The 17,661-nt window shown below is 64.6% G+C and carries 19 protein-coding genes; 13 read left to right on the top strand and 6 right to left on the bottom strand.

Translation table 11 applies throughout. From position 1 onward, the window contains the following. Window positions 1-54 precede the first annotated feature (54 nt). A complete protein-coding gene (locus R3F72_RS05860; RefSeq protein WP_087718391.1) occupies window positions 55-363 on the top strand; it encodes a cupin domain-containing protein in 309 nt (102 codons plus the stop codon). Window positions 364-452: 89 nt separating this feature from the next. Next, complete coding sequence (locus R3F72_RS05865; RefSeq protein ID WP_087718503.1) at window positions 453-659, top strand: SEC-C metal-binding domain-containing protein; 207 nt, start codon at window positions 453-455, stop codon at window positions 657-659. A gap of 6 nt (window positions 660-665) precedes the next feature. Here the strand turns inward: R3F72_RS05865 and R3F72_RS05870 are convergent, their stop codons facing one another. After that, window positions 666-1,580, bottom strand: a complete 915-nt coding sequence (locus R3F72_RS05870; protein ID WP_087718392.1) for a LysR family transcriptional regulator — start codon at window positions 1,578-1,580, stop codon at window positions 666-668. Between the two features lie 248 nt (window positions 1,581-1,828). Here R3F72_RS05870 and R3F72_RS05875 point away from each other — a divergent pair, with 248 nt between their 5' ends. The 7 genes from R3F72_RS05875 (at window position 1,829) to R3F72_RS05905 (ending at window position 9,971) form a co-directional block, all read left to right on the top strand. Further along, window positions 1,829-3,349 (top strand): ABC transporter substrate-binding protein, encoded by a 1,521-nt coding sequence (locus tag R3F72_RS05875; protein ID WP_087718393.1) that lies wholly within the window; start codon window positions 1,829-1,831, stop codon window positions 3,347-3,349. Between the two features lie 76 nt (window positions 3,350-3,425). Continuing rightward, on the top strand, window positions 3,426-4,343 hold the full coding sequence (locus R3F72_RS05880; protein WP_303854613.1) for an ABC transporter permease: 918 nt from the start codon (window positions 3,426-3,428) through the stop codon (window positions 4,341-4,343). A 10-nt stretch (window positions 4,344-4,353) separates the two neighbouring features. Then, entirely contained in the window at window positions 4,354-5,289 is a 936-nt protein-coding gene (locus R3F72_RS05885; protein ID WP_332779156.1) for an ABC transporter permease, read from the top strand. Continuing rightward, a complete protein-coding gene (locus R3F72_RS05890; protein WP_332779157.1) occupies window positions 5,289-6,290 on the top strand; it encodes an ABC transporter ATP-binding protein in 1,002 nt (333 codons plus the stop codon). Before R3F72_RS05885 ends, R3F72_RS05890 begins: the two co-directional genes overlap by 1 nt. Beyond that, a complete protein-coding gene (locus R3F72_RS05895; RefSeq protein ID WP_332779158.1) occupies window positions 6,287-7,315 on the top strand; it encodes an ABC transporter ATP-binding protein in 1,029 nt (342 codons plus the stop codon). The genes R3F72_RS05890 and R3F72_RS05895 overlap by 4 nt, the downstream gene beginning before the upstream one ends. 59 nt (window positions 7,316-7,374) lie before the next feature. Beyond that, window positions 7,375-8,793 (top strand): M20 family metallopeptidase, encoded by a 1,419-nt coding sequence (locus tag R3F72_RS05900; protein ID WP_332779159.1) that lies wholly within the window; start codon window positions 7,375-7,377, stop codon window positions 8,791-8,793. Continuing rightward, the gene (locus tag R3F72_RS05905; protein ID WP_332779160.1) at window positions 8,781-9,971 is read left to right on the top strand and encodes a M20 family metallopeptidase; all 1,191 of its coding nucleotides are present in this window, start codon (window positions 8,781-8,783) and stop codon (window positions 9,969-9,971) included. Before R3F72_RS05900 ends, R3F72_RS05905 begins: the two co-directional genes overlap by 13 nt. A gap of 39 nt (window positions 9,972-10,010) precedes the next feature. Here the strand turns inward: R3F72_RS05905 and pip are convergent, their stop codons facing one another. Next, the gene (gene pip, locus R3F72_RS05910; RefSeq protein ID WP_332779161.1) at window positions 10,011-10,967 is read right to left on the bottom strand and encodes a prolyl aminopeptidase; all 957 of its coding nucleotides are present in this window, start codon (window positions 10,965-10,967) and stop codon (window positions 10,011-10,013) included. A 115-nt stretch (window positions 10,968-11,082) separates the two neighbouring features. Between pip and R3F72_RS05915 the strand changes: the two genes are divergently transcribed. Continuing rightward, complete coding sequence (locus R3F72_RS05915) at window positions 11,083-11,238, top strand: hypothetical protein (RefSeq protein ID WP_332779162.1); 156 nt, start codon at window positions 11,083-11,085, stop codon at window positions 11,236-11,238. After that, complete coding sequence (locus R3F72_RS05920) at window positions 11,235-11,612, top strand: diacylglycerol kinase (RefSeq protein ID WP_087718399.1); 378 nt, start codon at window positions 11,235-11,237, stop codon at window positions 11,610-11,612. The genes R3F72_RS05915 and R3F72_RS05920 overlap by 4 nt, the downstream gene beginning before the upstream one ends. Window positions 11,613-11,672: 60 nt before the next feature. Here the strand turns inward: R3F72_RS05920 and R3F72_RS05925 are convergent, their stop codons facing one another. The 4 genes from R3F72_RS05925 to nadC all read right to left on the bottom strand — a co-directional run bounded on the left by R3F72_RS05925 (window position 11,673) and on the right by nadC (window position 15,625). Next, window positions 11,673-12,287, bottom strand: a complete 615-nt coding sequence (locus R3F72_RS05925; RefSeq protein ID WP_332779163.1) for a nucleotidyltransferase family protein — start codon at window positions 12,285-12,287, stop codon at window positions 11,673-11,675. After that, window positions 12,277-13,248 (bottom strand): XdhC family protein, encoded by a 972-nt coding sequence (locus tag R3F72_RS05930; protein ID WP_332779164.1) that lies wholly within the window; start codon window positions 13,246-13,248, stop codon window positions 12,277-12,279. The genes R3F72_RS05925 and R3F72_RS05930 overlap by 11 nt, the downstream gene beginning before the upstream one ends. Window positions 13,249-13,620: 372 nt before the next feature. After that, entirely contained in the window at window positions 13,621-14,775 is a 1,155-nt protein-coding gene (locus R3F72_RS05935; RefSeq protein ID WP_332779165.1) for an SIR2 family protein, read from the bottom strand. Window positions 14,776-14,779: 4 nt separating this feature from the next. Continuing rightward, a complete protein-coding gene (nadC, locus tag R3F72_RS05940) occupies window positions 14,780-15,625 on the bottom strand; it encodes a carboxylating nicotinate-nucleotide diphosphorylase (protein WP_332779166.1) in 846 nt (281 codons plus the stop codon). A gap of 280 nt (window positions 15,626-15,905) precedes the next feature. On the opposite strand from nadC, the gene R3F72_RS05945 reads away from it, so the two are divergent. After that, the gene (locus tag R3F72_RS05945; RefSeq protein WP_110630459.1) at window positions 15,906-16,145 is read left to right on the top strand and encodes a hypothetical protein; all 240 of its coding nucleotides are present in this window, start codon (window positions 15,906-15,908) and stop codon (window positions 16,143-16,145) included. After that, entirely contained in the window at window positions 16,142-17,656 is a 1,515-nt protein-coding gene (locus R3F72_RS05950) for a sodium:solute symporter family protein (protein WP_332779167.1), read from the top strand. Before R3F72_RS05945 ends, R3F72_RS05950 begins: the two co-directional genes overlap by 4 nt. Window positions 17,657-17,661 lie beyond the last annotated feature (5 nt).

The raw sequence follows: 17,661 nt of genomic DNA on the forward strand, positions 1-17,661 counted from the left end.
TCTCCGGCACCGCGCCGGTGCCGAACATTGATTGTCTACTCGAGGATTTGAATCATGGATGCTTCACGGCCCCAGTCCCAGCCCCGCCCGCAGGCCCAATCGAAAGTCCAGGTCGACAACGACCGGGTTCGGGTCACCGAATGGCGCTTCCCGCCGGGTGCCGAAACCGGCTGGCATGCGCATGAGCACGACTATGTCGTGGTACCCCAGAGCACCGGCAAGCTCGAGCTCGAGACGCTGGACGGCCACACGTTCTCGGTGCTGGAAGCGGGGGTTTCCTACTATCGGGACAAGGGCGCCGAACATAACGTGGTCAACGCCAACGATGCCGAGTTCGTGTTCGTCGAGATCGAGCTCAAGTAGCGCTCGCGGGCCGCAAGGCGATGGCGCCGCCACGATCCGTGGAGGATAATCTCGCTCCGGTTATCCTCCCTTCGTTACGGTATCGCCAGATGACTCAATCTCACGTCCACGGCCCGGACTGTCAGCATGATCACGACCACAGCCACGACGCCCCTGGCCACGTCCACGGTCCGCACTGCCAGCATCACCACCACGAACCGCAGGCCCCGGTGCGCAACGCCTTCAAGGACGTGGGGCGCAACGACCCTTGTCCCTGCGGCAGCGGCAGGAAATTCAAGAAGTGTCACGCCGGTTGAAGGCCGTCATGGCTTGCCGGCTTCCATCATCGCCTTGAGGTGTTCGAGAAACGCCTCGGTCGCCGCCGGTAGCGTACGGTTGGCCAGTGTCTGCAGCTCCACGTGGCGGGCATCCATCCCCCCATCGCGGATGGGCACCGCCACCAGCCGATCGTGTAGTAGCCGATGCCGAATCGAGATTTCGCCGGCCAGTGCAATGCCGCCACCCAGCATGGCGAAATTCACCAGCGCCTCGGTGTAGTTGCTGGTGAAGATCGATTCGAAGATCAGGTTCTGTTGACTGCAGCAGATATCGAACAGCTGGCGCAGCGTGGTTTCGGGCGGCGGCAGGGCGACCGGATGCGGCTGCAGCTGCGCCAGCGTTACCTGTCGTCGACCGGCCAGCGGATGGTCGTGGGCCATCAGTGCCTGAATGCGCGAACGCTGGCGTGACGCCACCTGGATGTCGCGCTCGGGCGCCAGACTGAAGGTCAAGCCGATATCCGCTTCTCCCTCGCGCACCTTGCGCGTCACTTCGGCCGGCGAACTCACGCTGAGCCGAAACTGGATGCCCTGATAACGGCGTCGAAACTCGATGATCGTCAGCGGGATGAAATCGACCGCGAACCCTTCCGAACAGGCCAGGCGCACCGTGCCGCGTTCGAGCCCCTGCAGGGCCTGAATTTCGCTGGCCACGCGTTCGGTTTCCAGTTGCATTCGCCTGGCATGTGCAGCCAGCAGCTCCCCGGCGGCACTCGGCACCATGCCTCTGGCGCGCCGTTCGAACAGCTGGGTACCGAGCTCGTGTTCGAGACGTGCGATCTGCCGGCTGATCGCCGAGGCGGCGACATTGAGCCGAACCGAGGCCTCGCTGATCGAACCGCTTTTGACCACCGTCAGGAAATAGCGCAGGGCGGTTTCCTGCAGCGCGCGGCTATTCATCTCCACGAATACCGGACATGAAATGCTCCCCATTGTTTTTATTAAAGTTTGCCGAAATGGCAATGGTTGATTCTAAACATTGTACTTGTGGCATGGATAGGCGTTCGATAGCGTCGAGTGAAAAGGCGTCGACCCGAAGGCGGTTCAACAACACAACGACAGGGCCGCTGGGGAAGACGCTGCCGGTGATACGCCGGGCTCTCGTCCGATAACAGACTCTCGTCCAACAACACAAGAACGAGGTTGATATGCGCTCTAACCTGACGCTTCGCCATATCGTGGCCGGCACGGCGCTGTGCTGCCTGTCGCTGCCTGCGCTGGCCAACAAGGCCAACGATACGCTGGTCTACGCTTCCGACAGCGAACCCGAGAACATCAGCCCCTATCACAACAACCTGCGGGAAGGGGTGATCATCTCGCACCTGGCGTGGGATACGCTGGTCTACCGCAACCCCGAGACCAACGACTACGAGCCGATGCTCGCTACCGATTGGCAGTGGGTCGATGACACCACGCTGGAGATGACGCTGCGCCAGGGCGTCTCGTTCCAGAACGGCGAGCCGTTCAATGCCGACGACGTCGTCTTCACCTTCAACTACGTGGTGTCGCCGGACTCGAAGGTGGTCACGCGCCAGAACGTCGACTGGATCGAGAGCGTGGAGAAGATCGACGATACCCATGTTCGCTTCCATCTCAACGGGCCTTTCCCGGCGGCGCTGGAGTATCTCTCCGGGCCGCTTCCGGTTTTCCCGGACCAGTACTTCCAGGAAGTCGGTCTCGAAGGTTTCAGCAAGAAGCCGATCGGTACCGGCCCCTATCGGATTACCGAAGTGACGCCGGGCGAGGGCGTCAAGCTGACCCGCAACGACGACTACTTTGCCGACAGCCCGATCGGCAAGCCGCATATCGGCAAGCTCGAGTTCAAGGTGATTCCCGATCAGGACTCTCGCGTGGCGCAGTTGATGACCGGACAGGTCGACTGGATCTGGCGTGTGCCGGCGGATCAGGCCGAGCAGATGCAGAGCATGCCCAACCTGACCGTGGACAGCGGCGAGACCATGCGTGTCGCATATATCTCCTTCGATGCCGCCAGGCGCGAGAATTCGCCCTTGAGCCATCTCGAGGTACGTCAGGCGATCAACCATGCGATCAACCGACAGGGCATGGCGGACAATCTGGTGCGGGGCGGCAGTCGCCCGCTCTATGCACCCTGTTTTCCCGCCCAGTTCGGCTGCGAGACCCAGGATGTGGTCGAGTATGCCTATGACCCCGACAAGGCGCGCCAGCTGCTGGCGGATGCCGGCTACGGCGACGGCTTCGAGCTGGACCTCTACGCCTATCGCGAACGGGACTACGCCGAGGCGATGATCGGCGATCTGCGCGACATCGGCATCGATGTCAATCTGCGCTTCATGACCTCGCCGGCGCTGCTCGAACAGCAGCGTGGCGGCAACACCGACATGTCGTTCAAGACCTGGGGATCCTACTCGGTCAACGACGTCTCCGCGTTCACCAGCGTCTATTTCGGCGGCGGCGCCGACGACCACTGGCAGGACGAACAGGTCCAGCAGTGGCTTCACACCGCCGACACTTCCGTCGATCCCGAGATGCGCAAGGAAAACTACCGCAAGGCGCTCCAGCGGATCTCGGAGCAGGCCTACTGGGCACCGCTGTTCTCCTACTCCACCTACTATGCCTACACCTCGGATCTGAACTTCACGCCCTATCCGGATGAGCTGCCCCGTTTTGCCGAGGCCAGCTGGAAGTAACGCTTTCCGATATCCGCAACCCGTCCGCGCGGCCTCGACTCGACGAGGAGGAGGCCGCGTGGCGTGAGGAGGTTCCATGGGCACTTTCATCGTCCGCCGGATTCTGGTCGCGATGAGCGTGGCGCTGACCATCTCGATCGTCAGCTTCATGCTGCTGCACCTTTCCGGCGATCTGGCGACCTCGATCGCCGGGCCAGAGGCCACCGCCGAACAGGTGGAGCAGATCCGGGTGGATTACGGCCTCGATCGGCCGATCGTCAGCCAGTACCTGGATTGGTTGGGTGATGCGCTGACCTTCGACTTTGGCCGCTCCTATTACTACCAGAGCACGGTGGTCGACCTGATCGTGGATCGCATGCCGGTCACGCTGACGCTGGGCGGTCTCGCGCTGGCGCTGGCGGTAGGCATCTCGATTCCGCTGGGCGTGCTGGCGGCGCTCAAGCGCGATACCTGGATCGATCGGCTGGCACTGCTGTTCGCGGTGGTCGGGCAGGCGATGCCGAGCTTCTGGTTCGGCCTGACACTGATCGTGGTCTTCGCGGTGACGCTGCAATGGCTGCCGGCGGCGGGCAGCGACGGCTGGCAGCATTTCGTGCTTCCGGCGATAGCGCTGGGCTACTACGCCACACCCGCGATGATGCGGCTGACGCGTACCGGCATGCTCGAGGTACTCGAGTCCGACTATATCCGCACGGCACGCGCCAAGGGGCTGCGCACCGGGTCGGTGATCTTCAAGCACGCGCTGCGCAACGCGATCATCCCGGTGGTCGCGCTGGCTGCCGTCGAGCTCGGCTTCATGCTCGGCGGTTCGGTGGTCATCGAATCGGTCTTCTCGCTCAACGGCCTGGGGCAGCTGGCCTGGGACGCCATCTCGCGCAACGACTATCCCGTGGTGCAGGCCGTGGTGCTGATCATCGCGCTGTTCTACATCGTGCTGACATTGCTGGCGGACGTCGCCAACGCCGCGCTCGATCCCCGCATTCGCACCCGCTGAGGAGAACGACATGACGACTTCGAGCGTTTCGCCAACCGCTTCTTCAGCCTCGACGCCTGGCACTGGCCTCGGCGAAATTTCGCTGCAGCCACCGGCCTGGTCGCGAGTGACGCGGCGACTGTTCGGCCATCGTGGCCTGGCGATCGGCCTGATCGTGGTCGGGCTGGCGATCCTGATCGCCATCTTCGCGCCGCTGCTGGCGCCGCATGATCCGTATCACCAGGACATCGCCAATCGCATGGTTCCGCCGGTCTGGCATGACGAGGGTTCCTGGGAGCATGTACTGGGCACCGACAAACTGGGCCGCGACACCTTGAGCCGGCTGCTCTTCGGCACCCGCATTTCGCTGACCATCGGGCTGGTGGTCGCGCTGATCTCTGGCGTCATCGGCACCACGCTGGGCGTGCTGGCCGGCTATTTCGGTGGCCGCGTGGATGCGGTCATCAGTTACGTCATTACCACGCGACTGGCAATGCCGGTGGTGCTGGTGGCGCTGGCGCTGGCCTCGCTAACCGGCGGCTCGCTGACCACTGTGATCGTGCTGCTGGGGCTGTTGCTGTGGGATCGCTTTGCGGTCGTCTCGCGCTCGGTCACTCAACAGATGCGCGATGCCGAATATGTCTACGCGGCACGTACGCTGGGCTGTTCGCTGCCCTATATCCTGCTGCGCGAAGTGCTGCCCAACATCGCCGGCTCCCTGATCGTGGTGATGACCCTAGAAATGGCTCACGCGATCCTGCTCGAGGCGACGCTGTCGTTTCTCGGCATGGGCGTCCAGCCGCCGCTGCCGTCCTGGGGGCTTATGGTCGCCGAGGGCAAGGCCTACATGTTCTTCCAACCTTGGGTCATCGCGATTCCCGGTATTGCGCTGTTCGTGCTGGTATTGGCGATCAATTTGCTCGGCGATGGGCTGCGGGATCTCAATGCACCGGGAGGGCGCAACTGATGCCATTACTCGAAGTGAACAACCTGCGCGTCGACCTGCCGGTGGAGGCGGGTACGCTGCACGCCGTGCGCGGGATCGATTTTCATGTCGAGCGTGGCGAGATGCTCTGTCTGGTGGGGGAGTCCGGCTGCGGCAAGTCGATGACTTCGCTGGCCCTGATGGGGTTGCTGCCTTGCAAGGCCAGGCTCAAGGCCGATCGCCTCCAGTTCGACGGCATCGACCTGACCACGCTTTCCGAGCGTCGCCGCAGTGATCTGCGCGGGGCGCGAATGTCGATGATCTTCCAGGAGCCGATGACCGCGCTCAACCCTGCCTACACCCTGGGCAACCAGCTCTGCGAAGGGCTGATTCGTCATCGCGGCGTCAGCCGGCAGGAGGCGCGCGAGCGGGCGATCTATCTGCTGGAGCGCGTCGGCATCAGTGCTGCGAAAGACCGTTTGAACCAGTATCCGCATCAGCTCTCCGGCGGGCTGCGCCAGCGCGTGATGATCGCCATGGCGCTGATGTGCGAGCCGGATCTGATCATCGCCGACGAGCCGACCACCGCGCTCGACGTGACGATCCAGGCACAGATCCTGCGTCTGCTGCGGGAGCTGCAGCAGGAGTTCGGCACTGCGGTGATCTTCATCACTCATGACCTTGGGGTCGTGGCGCGCATCGCCGATCGGGTGGCGGTGATGTACGCCGGCGAGGTGATCGAATCGGCACCCACGCCGGCACTCTATGCCAATCCGGCTCATCCCTACACCCGCGGGCTGTTGAGCTGCATTCCCGCGCCGGGCAAGACGCCGCCCGGCAGTCGGCTGCAGGCGATCCCGGGCGTCGTGCCCAGCCTGGTGGGGCATGTCGAGGGATGCGCCTTTCGCAATCGCTGCCCGCAGGCGCAGCCGACCTGTGAGCGGACCCCGCCGTTGATGTCCCTGTCCGGCGATCATCGCGCCCGCTGTCACTATGCCGACCGGCCGGTACCGGCACCGCGTCCACCGGAGACCATTTCATGAACGCACAACCCATCACCGAGGTAGCCGAATCCCGCCCGTTGCCGTCGGACTCCGCTTCGGTATCCCGTGCCGTCACCCCGGCGCTGGAGCTTTGCGGGCTCTCGAAAACCTTCACCCTGGGCGGGGGCCTGTTCAAGCGCGGACGCACGCTCGGTGCGGTCAGCAATGTTTCGCTGCGGATTCCGCGCGGCCAGGTCATGGGGCTCGTTGGCGAGTCGGGCTGCGGCAAGAGCACGCTGGCCAAGATGCTGCTGGGGCTGACGACGCCGAGCGACGGCGACGTGCTGGTCGATGGCAGGCCGGTACGGGGCGCCGATCAGAAGGCGTTGGCCCGCCACATTCAGCCGATCTTCCAGGATCCATACTCTTCGCTCAATCCGCGTAAGCGAATCGCCCAGATCGTCGGCTTGCCGCTGCGGGTGCATGGCATTGGCACGCCTCGCGAGCAGGCGGCGCGTGTCGCCGAAACCCTGGATGTGGTGGGTCTGCCCCGGCGCGCCGCCGAGCAGTTTCCCGGCCAGCTTTCCGGCGGGCAGCGTCAGCGCGTGGCGATCGCCCGCGCGCTGGTCATGCGTCCGGACATCGTGATCTGCGACGAGCCGACCTCGGCGCTGGACGCCTCGGTCCAGGCGCAGATCCTCAATCTGCTGCTCGATCTCAAGGCCGAGTTCGGGCTGACCTACCTGTTCATCAGCCATGATCTGGCCGTGGTCGAGCATCTGGTCGACCGGGTCGCGGTGATGTATCTGGGCCGCATCGTCGAGGAGGGCACGCGGGAGCAGATCTTCGGCTCGCCACGTCACCCTTATACCCGGGCGCTGCTGGATTCCGCACTGACCCCGGAGCCGGGGCTGGGCGTGCCGTATATCGGGCTGGGCGACGCCACGCCGGACCCTAGCGATCCGCCCGCCGGCTGTGCCTTCCATCCGCGCTGCCCCAAGGCGCAGGCGACCTGCCGGCAGCAACGGCCGCGGCTGGAAGATATTCGGGGCGATAACGCCCGGGTGGCCTGCCATCTGGCTTGAACCGCCCCCCACGGCGATCGCCAGTTCAACGAGTGTTCCTAGTCAACGAGGAGAGATTCATGGCGCGATCACAAGCGCTGCAACACGCCTGGCAAGCCTTCGACAGCGGCGACTTCCTGCGCCAGCTCGAGGCCCGCGTCGCGGTACGCAGCGAAAGCCAGGAGGCCGGGCGCGACGACGAACTGCGGCGCTATCTGACCGATTTCGTGATTCCCGATATCGAGAAGCTGGGCTTCACCTGGGAGATCGTCGACAACCCGGTCGACGGATTCGGGCCGTTCCTGCTGGCCGAGCGTATCGAGGCCGAGGCGGCGCTGACGCTGCTGACCTACGGCCACGGCGATGTGGTGCGGGGTTACGACGGGCAGTGGCGCGAGGGGCTTTCGCCGTGGCGGATCGTGGTCGAAGGCGAGCGCTGGTACGGCCGCGGCACCGCCGACAACAAGGGCCAGCACACGCTCAATCTCGCCGCGCTGGAAAGCGTCATAGCCGCGCGCGGCGGCACGCTGGGTTACAACGTCAAGTTGATCCTGGAGATGGGGGAGGAGACCGGCTCGCCAGGCTTGAAGGCCGTCTGCGAAGCGCATCGCGATCGTCTGTCGGCGGATCTGTTCATCGCTTCCGACGGCCCGCGCCTGTCGGCGGGCTCTCCGACGCTCTTCCTCGGCTCCCGCGGCTCGTTCAATTTCGACCTGCGCCTGCGTGCCCGCGACGGTGCCCACCACTCCGGCAACTGGGGCGGGGTGCTCTCCAATCCGGCGACGCGGCTCGCCAACGCCTGGTCTACGCTGGTCGATGCCCACGGCAGGATCCTGATCGACGGTCTGCGACCGCCAGCCATTCCTGCTGCCGTGAAGGAGGCCGTTGCTTCCCTGGAAGTCGGCGCGACGCCGGGCGACCCCCCGATCGACCCGAACTGGGGCGAGCCGGGCCTGTTGCCGTCGGAACGGCTGTTTGCCTGGAACACCCTGGAGCTGCTGGCGATCAAGGCCGGCAACCCGGAGGCGCCGGTCAACGCCATTCCCGGCGAGGCCTACGCACACTGCCAGCTGCGCTTCGTCGTCGGCAGCGACCGTGAATGCTTCCTCGATCACCTGCGCCAGCATCTCGACGCTCACGGCTTCGAGGATGTGGAGGTAAGCAGCGCGCGCATGTCGCAGATGAACGCGACGCGGCTCGATCCGACGGACCCTTGGGTGACCTGGGCACTGGCATCGATGCGGGAATCCAGCGGCAAGACACCGACGCTGCTGCCCAACCTGGGCGGTTCGCTCCCCAACGATATCTTTGCCGAGACGCTCGGCCTGCCGACGCTGTGGGTGCCGCACTCCTATCCTGCCTGTTCCCAGCACGCCCCTGACGAACACGCGCTGGCGAGCATCGTGCGGGAAGGTCTGGGTATCATGGCCGGGTTATGGTGGGACCTGGCCGAACAGGGCCGAGACATAGTGAAGGAGCGCGAACGATGGCATCGCTGAATGACGCGGAGACGATGATGACCACGGCCTGCGACTGGCTCGCCAGCCAGCAGGCGGAGATGATCGAGTGCCTGAAGACACTGGTCGATATCGACTCCAACAGCTATGACAAGGCCGGCACCGATGCGGTGGCGGACGTCATCGTCGAGTGGCTGGAGGCCGACGGTATCGACGTCACGCGTACGCCGCGGCCGGAATCCGGCGATATTCTCGAGGCGCGGCTGGAAGGCGATGGCAGCGACGCCAGCGTCGGCCACGTGCTGATGATGGGGCATCGGGATACGGTATTCCCCACCGGCACGGTGGCCGAACGCGGCTTCACACGTGAGGGCGATATCGGCTATGGCCCCGGTGTTGCCGACATGAAGGCCGGCCTGGTGCTGAATATCTTCGTGTTGCGAGCGCTCAAGCGGCTGGCACCGCTGCCGTTCCCGGTGCGGGCGCTGTTCACTGCGGACGAGGAGATCGGCTCCCGCGACGGCACGGCGTTCATTCGCGAAGCGGCCAGCGGGGCGCGGGCCGTGCTCAATGCCGAACCCGGCAGGATCAGCGGCAACGTGGTGACCGGGCGCAAGGGCGGCGCCGCCTTCCAGATCGAGGTGACCGGTGTGGCTGCGCACTCCGGCGTCAGCCACGCCGACGGTGCCAGTGCCATCGAGACGCTGGCGCGCAAGATCATCAAGCTGCACGCGCTGACCGACTACGACAGCGGTGTGACCACCAATGTCGGTCTGATCGAGGGCGGCGTCTCGCGCAATACCGTGGCTCCCTTGGCGACGGCGCAGCTGGATACGCGCTTCGTCACCAACCAGCAGCGTGTCGAGTTGCTGGCGGCGATCGAAGCGATCATCGCCGAGGAAGAAGTCCCCGGAACGCAGGCGACGATCCGCCAGACCTCCGGCTTCCTGCCGATGGAGCCGGCCATGAGCGAGGCGCTGTTCGCGCGTTATCGGGCGCAGGCCGAGAAGCTCGGCTTCAGCGTCGAGGGCGAGTTCACCGGCGGCTGTTCAGACGCCGGCACCACGGCGAGCCTGGGCATTCCCACGCTCTGCGGCACCGGTCCGGTCGGCGCCAAGATGCACACCGACGACGAATATTGTCGGCTCGAAACGTTCGTGCCGCGGGCCCAGGCGGTGGCGGCGACGATTCTGGAGCTCGCCGCCGACGCGTCACGCTGAGACGCGCCGGGCAGCATACGGAAGCCGGCGGATGATGGATCAGCGGCGATCGGCGAAGCGGTCGGTCGCCCGTATCAGGGCGGCCAGGGTTTCGGGTTCGCTGAACGCGTGGCCGGCCGCCTCGATGGTCTCGAGCGTGGCATCGGGCCACGCCTTCGACAGATCCCAGGCGTTCTGAAGCGGGCAGACCATGTCGTAGCGGCCGTGAATGATGACGCCGGGAATGCCGGCGAGGCGGTCGGCCTGGCGTAGCAGCTGGTCATCGAATTCGAAGAACCCCTTGTTGATGAAGTAGTGATTCTCGATCCGTGCGAAGGCCAGGGCGAAATGATCGGCGGCATGCGAGGCGGTGGCATCGACGGGGATCAGCTTCGAAGTCTCGCCTTCCCAGACGCTCCAGCGCCGGGCGGCTTCGAGCTGGCGCTCGATATCATCGCCTTTGAGCAGTTCGTGGAAGGCGGGAATGATATCGTCGCGCTGTTCCTCGGGAAGAATCGACACCAGCCGCTCCCACTTTTCGGGGAACATGTTGCGCGCGCCGTGCTTGTAGAACCAGTCGAGTTCCTGCTGGCGCATGGTGAAGATGCCGCGCAGCACGAGTTCGCTGACGCGCTCGGGATGCCGCTCGGCGTAAGCGAGAGCCAGCGTCGAGCCCCAGGACCCGCCGAAGACCTGCCACCGTTCGGCACCGATCATCTCGCGCAGGCGTTCCATATCCTCGATCAGATGCCAGGTGGTGTTGTTATCGAGGCTCGCGTGCGGCGTCGAGCGGCCGCAGCCACGCTGATCGAACAGCAGGATGTCGTAGCGCGCCGGGTCGAACAGTTGGCGATGGATCGGTTTGCAGCCGCCGCCGGGGCCGCCGTGGAGAAAGACCACCGGCTTGCCGTCCGGGTTGCCGCAGCGCTCCCAGTAGACCTGATGGCCGTCGCCGGTATCCAGATGACCGTAGGCGTGAGGTTCGATAGGCGGATAGAGCGGATTGGGTTCAGACATGGTTGACCTTGTTGGAAATGGGGCGCCGTCATCGCGCTGACAAAAGCGTCGCGCTGATAAAAACGTCGCACTGACGAGAAACCAGCATAAAGGCCGCGTAGGGCAGGAACCAGGCATGGCGCCGACTCGATGCGAGGCCGGTGATGTCGTCATGCGGCTCTGCTACCATCGTCGCCATTCAATTGGCTTCGGCGCGCCGGGATCGGTGCCGAGCTATCGTTTCGTTGCCGAGGGGGCGATCGCCAGCGCGGTCGAATCAGAGAGTCCATGAAATCACGTTCCGGCGATACCGGTTTTCGCCATCTGTTTCACTCCACGGGCTACTCGTTGAAGGGGCTGGTTGCCGCCTTTCGCAACGAGGCTGCCTTTCGCCAGGAGGTAGCGCTCTGCGTCATTCTGGTGCCGTTGGCTTGGTGGATCGGCGAGAACCCCGTCGAATGGCTGGTACTGGTCGGCAGCTGCGTCTTTGTGTTGATCGTCGAGCTGCTCAACAGTGCGGTGGAGACGGTCGTCGATCGCATCGGCCCGGAGCATCACGAGCTTTCCGGGCGCGCCAAGGATATCGGTTCTGCGGCGGTGATGCTGGCCCTGGGCATGGCGGCGGTGACCTGGGGGTTGTTGGCGTGGGACAAGTTCGTCGGCTGAATTCCCAGGCCCACCGCCCGCCCCGCGAGTTCGATACCAATCGACGCCTTCCGGTTCAGCTCAAACCGGTGCTTCAAGATCCCTTGGGGTATCGACGTCCCGCCAGATGCCGGCATCGTCGACATCGATGATATGAACGGCTTGGCGATTTGCCTGCACGACGCCTCTGGCGCCTTCCCCTTCCTTCAGTTCGGCCAGCGCCGGCCACAGATCACGCCCGAACAGCACCGGATGGCCACGTTTTCCTTGGTGGCGCGGCATGACGATGCGTGCCGGGCCGGCGTGCCGGTTGAGTCGTGAACAGGTGGCGGCGTTCAACCACGGCATGTCGGCCAGAATCACGGCGGCGGCGACAGCGTTGTCCTGCTGTGAGATCAACTCTCGAAATGCGTCGCCGAGGCTGCCTCCCAGCCCGTTGCCCGCATGCGGGGCCGCCATGCGGAGGAGATCGTTGTAGGCCACCAGGGCTTCGCCCAAGTCATCCTCCGGGCGGATGACCAGCCAGCATCGCGGATAGACCTGCGAGGCGGTTGCCAGCGTCGTCTCCAGCAGGGTTCGCCCGTCGTCCAGCCTGGCCCGGCGCTTGTCGCTGCCGAACCGGCGGGAGACGCCGGCGGCCATGATCAGCGCGACGATTTCGGGCGACCGCTCCTTGCACCACAATTCACAGCTCATGGCGTGGCTTGCCGCGACGCACGCGCAGGATGTCGGCGACCACGGCGAGGGCGATCTCGGCGGGGGTCTTGCTGTCGAGATTGAGCCCGATCGGCATGTGGATTCGCGCGACGGCTTCGTCATCCAGGCCACCGGAGCGCTTCAGGCGCTCGGCACGCTTCTCGGAGGTGCGCTTCGATCCCATCACGCCGATGTAGAACGCCGGTGTGCGCACGGCTTCGATCATCGCCAGGTCATCGATGCGGGGATCGTGGGTCAGGGCGACGATGGCGGTGGCGGCGTGAGTGGCGCCGGAGCCGATGAACAGCGACGGCAGCACCGCCTGTACCTCGACGCCTTCGATCCGGAAATCGCGTCTGGCTTCCTCTCTGGGATCGCAGACGATCACTTCGAATCCCAGCGCGCGGGCGAATTCGGCGCAGAAGTGCGATACCGGCGAGATGCCAGCGATGATCAGGCGAAGTGCCGGGCCGACGCGAAGCTGGACGATCTGGCCGTCGCGTTCGACCCGCGGGCCGTTTTCTCCCGCTTCGACGAAGCGTTTGCGGCCGCTTTCCAGATCGATCCGGCGCACCAGCGAACGTTGGCCCAGCAGCGTGGCGTGCAGCACTTCAAGATGCGTCAGGGTGGCGGCATCCGGCGCCAGGCGCTCCACCAGCACGTCCAGAATGCCGCCGCAGGGTAGCGAAACCTGGGGAGATTCATCGGCTCCTTCACCGTAGCGAACCACCGACAGCGCATCGCCGAAATGCCCTTCGGCGATCTTGCCGAGGAAGTCTTCCTCGATGCAGCCGCCGGAGAGCGAACCGACATGGGCGCCGTCGGCCTTGGCGACCAGCATCGAGCCGGGCTCGCGCGGCGAGGAGCCGAACGTCGCCAGCACGCTGCAGAGCCAGATCGTCTCGCCGGCATTGGCCCATTCGAGGGCGGTATCGAGAACCTGTAGATCGAGATGTTGCATGTTGCATCCGTTGTTATGCGGGAATGCCGCGTCGTCCATAACGGGCGGGGGGCGTCGTGGTCTCTAGGGTCTGTTGACGTTTCATGCACGGCCGCGCCGGAGCCAGTTTTTGTGCGGGGCAAGGCGTGAGGAGCGTAGTTTGGTCGTTCCAAATGAACGACGAATAACGCAGCACCGTGCAAAAACTGGCCCGGCCCTTCGGGTTGCGCGGCAAATGGCGCCATGCGGCGTTGCGGGATTGGAAAAGGAAACCACCCTTCTCTGCATCCCGCGCCTGGCCTGGCGCCATTTGGCTCAGCAACGCGGTTCGCGCTGAAACGTCAACAGACCCTAGGATAAGCGATCGTCGACCGGGCATGACAGCCGATGATGTCAGTGCCGGGCCAGCTGCTTGCAGAAGTCCTCGAAGCGCCCGCTGTAGTAGTGCTCGCGCGGCCAGCCGGTGCGCGGAAGGTAGAAGAACATCTCTTCGAGACGTGACTTGATGGTGACGTGGTTCTTGGTGTCGATGACGAACACGTGCTTGCCCTTGGCGTCGTTGGGGCTTTCGGCCAGCTGGCGCAGGATGAAGCGCACCAGCGAGTCCTCCTGCGGCATGCTGTAGCCGACGATCACCAGCACGTCGGTTTCCCGCAGCAGGCGCACGGCCTTGGGAAACACCTGGTGGAAGTAGGGCTCGTCGTAGTCCTGAACCTGGGAGGGCAGGATCAGCAGAGGCGGCTCCTGACGAATCTCCGCATCGCTGCGGCGCCGGTACTCGAAGTCGAACCCCTGGGCCGTGGGCAGGATTTCGAACCCGCCGTTGATCTTGATCACGTTGCGGTCGACGGTTCGCGGCAGGTGCTCCCAGATCGAGCCGCCGCAGATGCGCTGCGGCGTGATGCCGCGATAGAGCCTTCCAAATACCGGTGCCTGCTGGCGATAGACATGCTCGAGAATGGTCTCGATGGTGAAGTCGTAGTTGGTGGTCAGGAAGTGGTAGAGCGGCCAGTTCTCGTCGAGGCCGGCCCGGCCGGCGCGATCTTCCAGCGAGGCGAAGAACTGCATGATCGCGCGTTGGCCTTCGCTGTCGTAGGGCGAGGTGAAGCGTAGTGTGTCCTCGTCGACGTTGTGGATATCGCAGGCGGCGCTGAAGCGGCGCATGACCAGCGTGCGCAGTTCATGGATGCTCAGCCGCAGGTTCTGATCGTCGAAGTAGCGATTGCGGATATCGGGATAGCGCACCTGCATGTCGAGGACGTAGCGCAGGTTCTTGAAGCGCTCGAAGTCCAGGTGGCGGTAGTCCTCCCAGCCGATGACGTGCATCACGTGCTGGAGGTTGGGGAAGTCACGGATGTCGTCGAGATCGATGGCGAACAGCTCGCCGTCCGTGGGCGAGCGCGGGTCCCACGCCTTGGAGAATCCCGCCCCGCACCAGAAGGTGACCACGGGTGGCTTGCGCAGGTCGAAGTCCTGATCCAGCAGCCCGGTCATCAGTGTTTCGAACGCCTCGACCGTGGCGGCATTGTTGATGTCGGTGGAGGACATCGAGTCAACTCGCCTGCATAGACGGGGCATCCACGTCATCGAGACCGATGTCGACTGCCGGTGCCGACTGGGTGATACGACCGACCGAGATGAAATCGACGCCGGTTTCGGCGATATCGCGAATCGTCTCCAGGCGCACGCCGCCGGAGGCTTCCAGCGGCACGCGGCCGTTTACCAGCTCGACCGCCCGGCGCATCGTCTCGACCGGCATGTTGTCGAGCATGATCACGTCCGCGCCGGCCGCCAGAGCTTCTTCCACCTGATCCAGCCGGTCGCACTCCACCTCGATGCGCGTCAGCACCGGCACCCGGGATCTGGCCCGTGCCACGGCTTCGGCAATGCCACCGCAGACCGCGATGTGGTTGTCTTTCAGCATCACGCCGCTGTCCAGGCCGAGACGGTGGTTGCGGCCGCCGCCGCAGGCCACGGCGTGTTTTTCCAGCGCGCGCAGGCCGGGGGTGGTCTTGCGGGTATCGACCAGTTGCGCCCCGGTCCCGGCAATCCGCTCGACGTACCGGGCGGTGAGCGTGGCGATGCCGGACAGATGCTGGATCAGGTTCAGCGCCGTACGCTCCACGGTCAGCAGGCTGCGGGCCGGGCCCTGCAGTCGCATCAGCACGGCACCCTCAGGCACCGTCTGGCCGTCTGCCGACAGGCGTTCGATATCGATACCGGCGTCGTAGAGCGAGAAGACGCGTGCCGCGACAGCGAGCCCGGCGATGGTCATCGGCTCTCTCGCGCGCATCTCGAACCGGCCTGTCATGGCTTCGTCGACCATCAGGGTGGCGGTCAGGTCCACATGGCCGATGTCCTCCTGCAGGAAGTCGCGCAGGCGCGCGTCGAGCGCCATGGGATCCATCTGCCAGACGATTGAGGTGTTTGATACGTTCGCGGCGTTAGAGACGGTCGAAACGGGCGAGGCGTTCGAAGAAAGATGCGTTGCGGTCATCGAAAATTCCATTGCGGTTTCATCGTCCCCGAGACTATCGCGTTATCATGGGCGCTGCAGCGCGCGCGTGCGCCGCCAAGAGCAAAACGTCCGGGAATTCGCAGAAACGTTCCGGGAAGTCGCTTTCAGGAAGTCGTTTTCCAGAAACATGTCATCTAAAAACATAGCAGGGGAATCGCCAATGAGCGCTCGGCGCTGGATATGGGGCGTCTGGATACTGGTCCTTTCATGTTACGTCGTGCCGTACGGCCTGCTCGGCCAGGTCCAGGCCTGGTACGGCAGCTTTCTGTTCTGGTGTGTCGTCGGGGTGCTGGTCATCGTCGCCAATGTCATGATCACGCGCTCCTTCCGGGATGAGGCGCCTGGAGCCACGGCGTCTCGGGCAGACGAGCTTTCCGCTGGCGGGGAGAAGCGACCATGACGACCGGACTGATCTGGAGTGCGGTCATCGTCTACCTGATCGTGGGCCTGGCCGTTGCCTTTCTCTCGCGCGGCAAAACGACCAACGGCGCCGGCGTCGACATGTCCGGCTACTTCCTCGGCAACCGGCAGATGAAGGGCTTCGTTTCCGCGCTGAGCTACAGCGCGACGACCTACAGCGCCTTCATGATGGTGGGGCTGGCGGGGCTGACCTACGCCGGCGGCGTCGGGGCGTTCGGCTTCGAGATCGTCTATTTCGCCGGCGTGTCTCTGGTGGCGATCTTTGGCCCCAAGTTCTGGGCAGTGGGCAAGCGCTTCGGTTACGTCACCCCCAGCGAAATGCTGGGTCACCGCTACGGTGACAAGAAGGTCGCGGTGGTCACCGCGCTGGCCAGTTGTCTGTTCCTGATTCCCTACGCCGCGGTACAGCTCGCCGGCGTGGGTTATCTGTTGGCCGGCATGAGCGGCGGCGCGATCTCTTTCACCACCGGGGTGGTCGTCTCCACCGTGCTGGCGATCCTGTTCTCCTATATTGCCGGGATTCGTTCGGTGATGTGGACGGACTCGCTGCAGGCGCTGTTCATGATCGTCGCCTCGACGCTGGTGGCGCTGCTGGTGGTGCACTCCCTCGGCGGTTTCTCGGGCCTGTTCGATACGCTGGCAGCCGAGCATCCCGACAGCCTGAGCGTACCGGGGCCGGGACTGTTCAGCTTCACCACCTTCCTGGGGCTGACCATCCCCTGGTTCTTCTTCAGCCTCTCCAATCCCCAGGTGAGCCAGCGGCTGTTCATGCCGTCGTCGCTCAAGTCGATGCGCCAGATGCTGATCGGTTTCCTGGTGTTCGGCTTCATCTACACTCTGGTCTCGGTCCTGTGGGGCTTCTCGGCGCTGGTTGCCTTTCCCGACCTGGCCAAGTCCGACCTGGCGACGCCGACGTTGCTGGCTTCCGAACACGTGCCGCCGGTGCTGGGGGTGATCGTGATGGTGGGCATTCTGGCGGCGGCGGTGTCGACCATCGATTCGATCATGCTGACGCTCTCCTCGATGCTGTCGCGGGATGTCTACGCCAATATGGCGACCGGCGCCAGCGAGGCGAAGCAGCTCAAGGTGGGCAAATGGGTACTGCCGATCGTTGCCATTCTCGCCTTCCTGTTCGCGGAGCTGCAGCTCAGCCTGATCGCGGTGCTCTCGGTCGCGGCTTCCACCGGCCTGGTCGTCATCGTGCCGGCGATCATCGGCGCCTTCTACTGGAAGCGCGGTACGGCGGCCGGCGCGCTGGCGAGCATCGTCATCGGTGGCCTGGTCGTCATTGCGCTTTACGTGAGTGGCGCCAAACCGCTGGGACTGCCGCCGGGGATCTGGGCGCTGCCGGTCGCGGTGCTGCTGTTCGTCGGAACGAGTCTGTTGACCCGGCCGAAACGTGAGCTGGCCGAAGCGTTCATGCGCACCGCCGGCACCGCTCCCGCGGTTCGGGCTGCCGATCCTGCGGCACGCCCCGCCGACGTTTCCTGATTTCT

This window comes from Salinicola sp. 4072 (assembly GCF_036663415.1).
Taxonomy (GTDB): Bacteria; Pseudomonadota; Gammaproteobacteria; order Pseudomonadales; family Halomonadaceae; genus Salinicola; species Salinicola salarius_A.

Bases quoted from the DNA above. Each gene is read 5' to 3' on its own strand.
- R3F72_RS05865 (WP_087718503.1), top strand. From the start codon at position 453: ATGACTCAATCTCACGTCCACGGCCCGGACTGTCAGCATGATCACGAC.
- R3F72_RS05870 (WP_087718392.1), bottom strand. From the start codon at position 1,580: ATGAATAGCCGCGCGCTGCAGGAAACCGCCCTGCGCTATTTCCTGACG.
- R3F72_RS05945 (WP_110630459.1), top strand. From the start codon at position 15,906: ATGAGCGCTCGGCGCTGGATATGGGGCGTCTGGATACTGGTCCTTTCA.
- pip (WP_332779161.1), bottom strand. From the start codon at position 10,967: ATGTCTGAACCCAATCCGCTCTATCCGCCTATCGAACCTCACGCCTAC.
- R3F72_RS05915 (WP_332779162.1), top strand. From the start codon at position 11,083: ATGGCGCCGACTCGATGCGAGGCCGGTGATGTCGTCATGCGGCTCTGC.
- nadC (WP_332779166.1), bottom strand. From the start codon at position 15,625: ATGGCGCTCGACGCGCGCCTGCGCGACTTCCTGCAGGAGGACATCGGC.
- R3F72_RS05880 (WP_303854613.1), top strand. From the start codon at position 3,426: ATGGGCACTTTCATCGTCCGCCGGATTCTGGTCGCGATGAGCGTGGCG.
- R3F72_RS05935 (WP_332779165.1), bottom strand. From the start codon at position 14,775: ATGTCCTCCACCGACATCAACAATGCCGCCACGGTCGAGGCGTTCGAA.
- R3F72_RS05875 (WP_087718393.1), top strand. From the start codon at position 1,829: ATGCGCTCTAACCTGACGCTTCGCCATATCGTGGCCGGCACGGCGCTG.
- R3F72_RS05905 (WP_332779160.1), top strand. From the start codon at position 8,781: ATGGCATCGCTGAATGACGCGGAGACGATGATGACCACGGCCTGCGAC.
- R3F72_RS05890 (WP_332779157.1), top strand. From the start codon at position 5,289: ATGCCATTACTCGAAGTGAACAACCTGCGCGTCGACCTGCCGGTGGAG.
- R3F72_RS05950 (WP_332779167.1), top strand. From the start codon at position 16,142: ATGACGACCGGACTGATCTGGAGTGCGGTCATCGTCTACCTGATCGTG.
- R3F72_RS05930 (WP_332779164.1), bottom strand. From the start codon at position 13,248: ATGCAACATCTCGATCTACAGGTTCTCGATACCGCCCTCGAATGGGCC.
- R3F72_RS05895 (WP_332779158.1), top strand. From the start codon at position 6,287: ATGAACGCACAACCCATCACCGAGGTAGCCGAATCCCGCCCGTTGCCG.
- R3F72_RS05925 (WP_332779163.1), bottom strand. From the start codon at position 12,287: ATGAGCTGTGAATTGTGGTGCAAGGAGCGGTCGCCCGAAATCGTCGCG.
- R3F72_RS05920 (WP_087718399.1), top strand. From the start codon at position 11,235: ATGAAATCACGTTCCGGCGATACCGGTTTTCGCCATCTGTTTCACTCC.
- R3F72_RS05860 (WP_087718391.1), top strand. From the start codon at position 55: ATGGATGCTTCACGGCCCCAGTCCCAGCCCCGCCCGCAGGCCCAATCG.
- R3F72_RS05900 (WP_332779159.1), top strand. From the start codon at position 7,375: ATGGCGCGATCACAAGCGCTGCAACACGCCTGGCAAGCCTTCGACAGC.
- R3F72_RS05885 (WP_332779156.1), top strand. From the start codon at position 4,354: ATGACGACTTCGAGCGTTTCGCCAACCGCTTCTTCAGCCTCGACGCCT.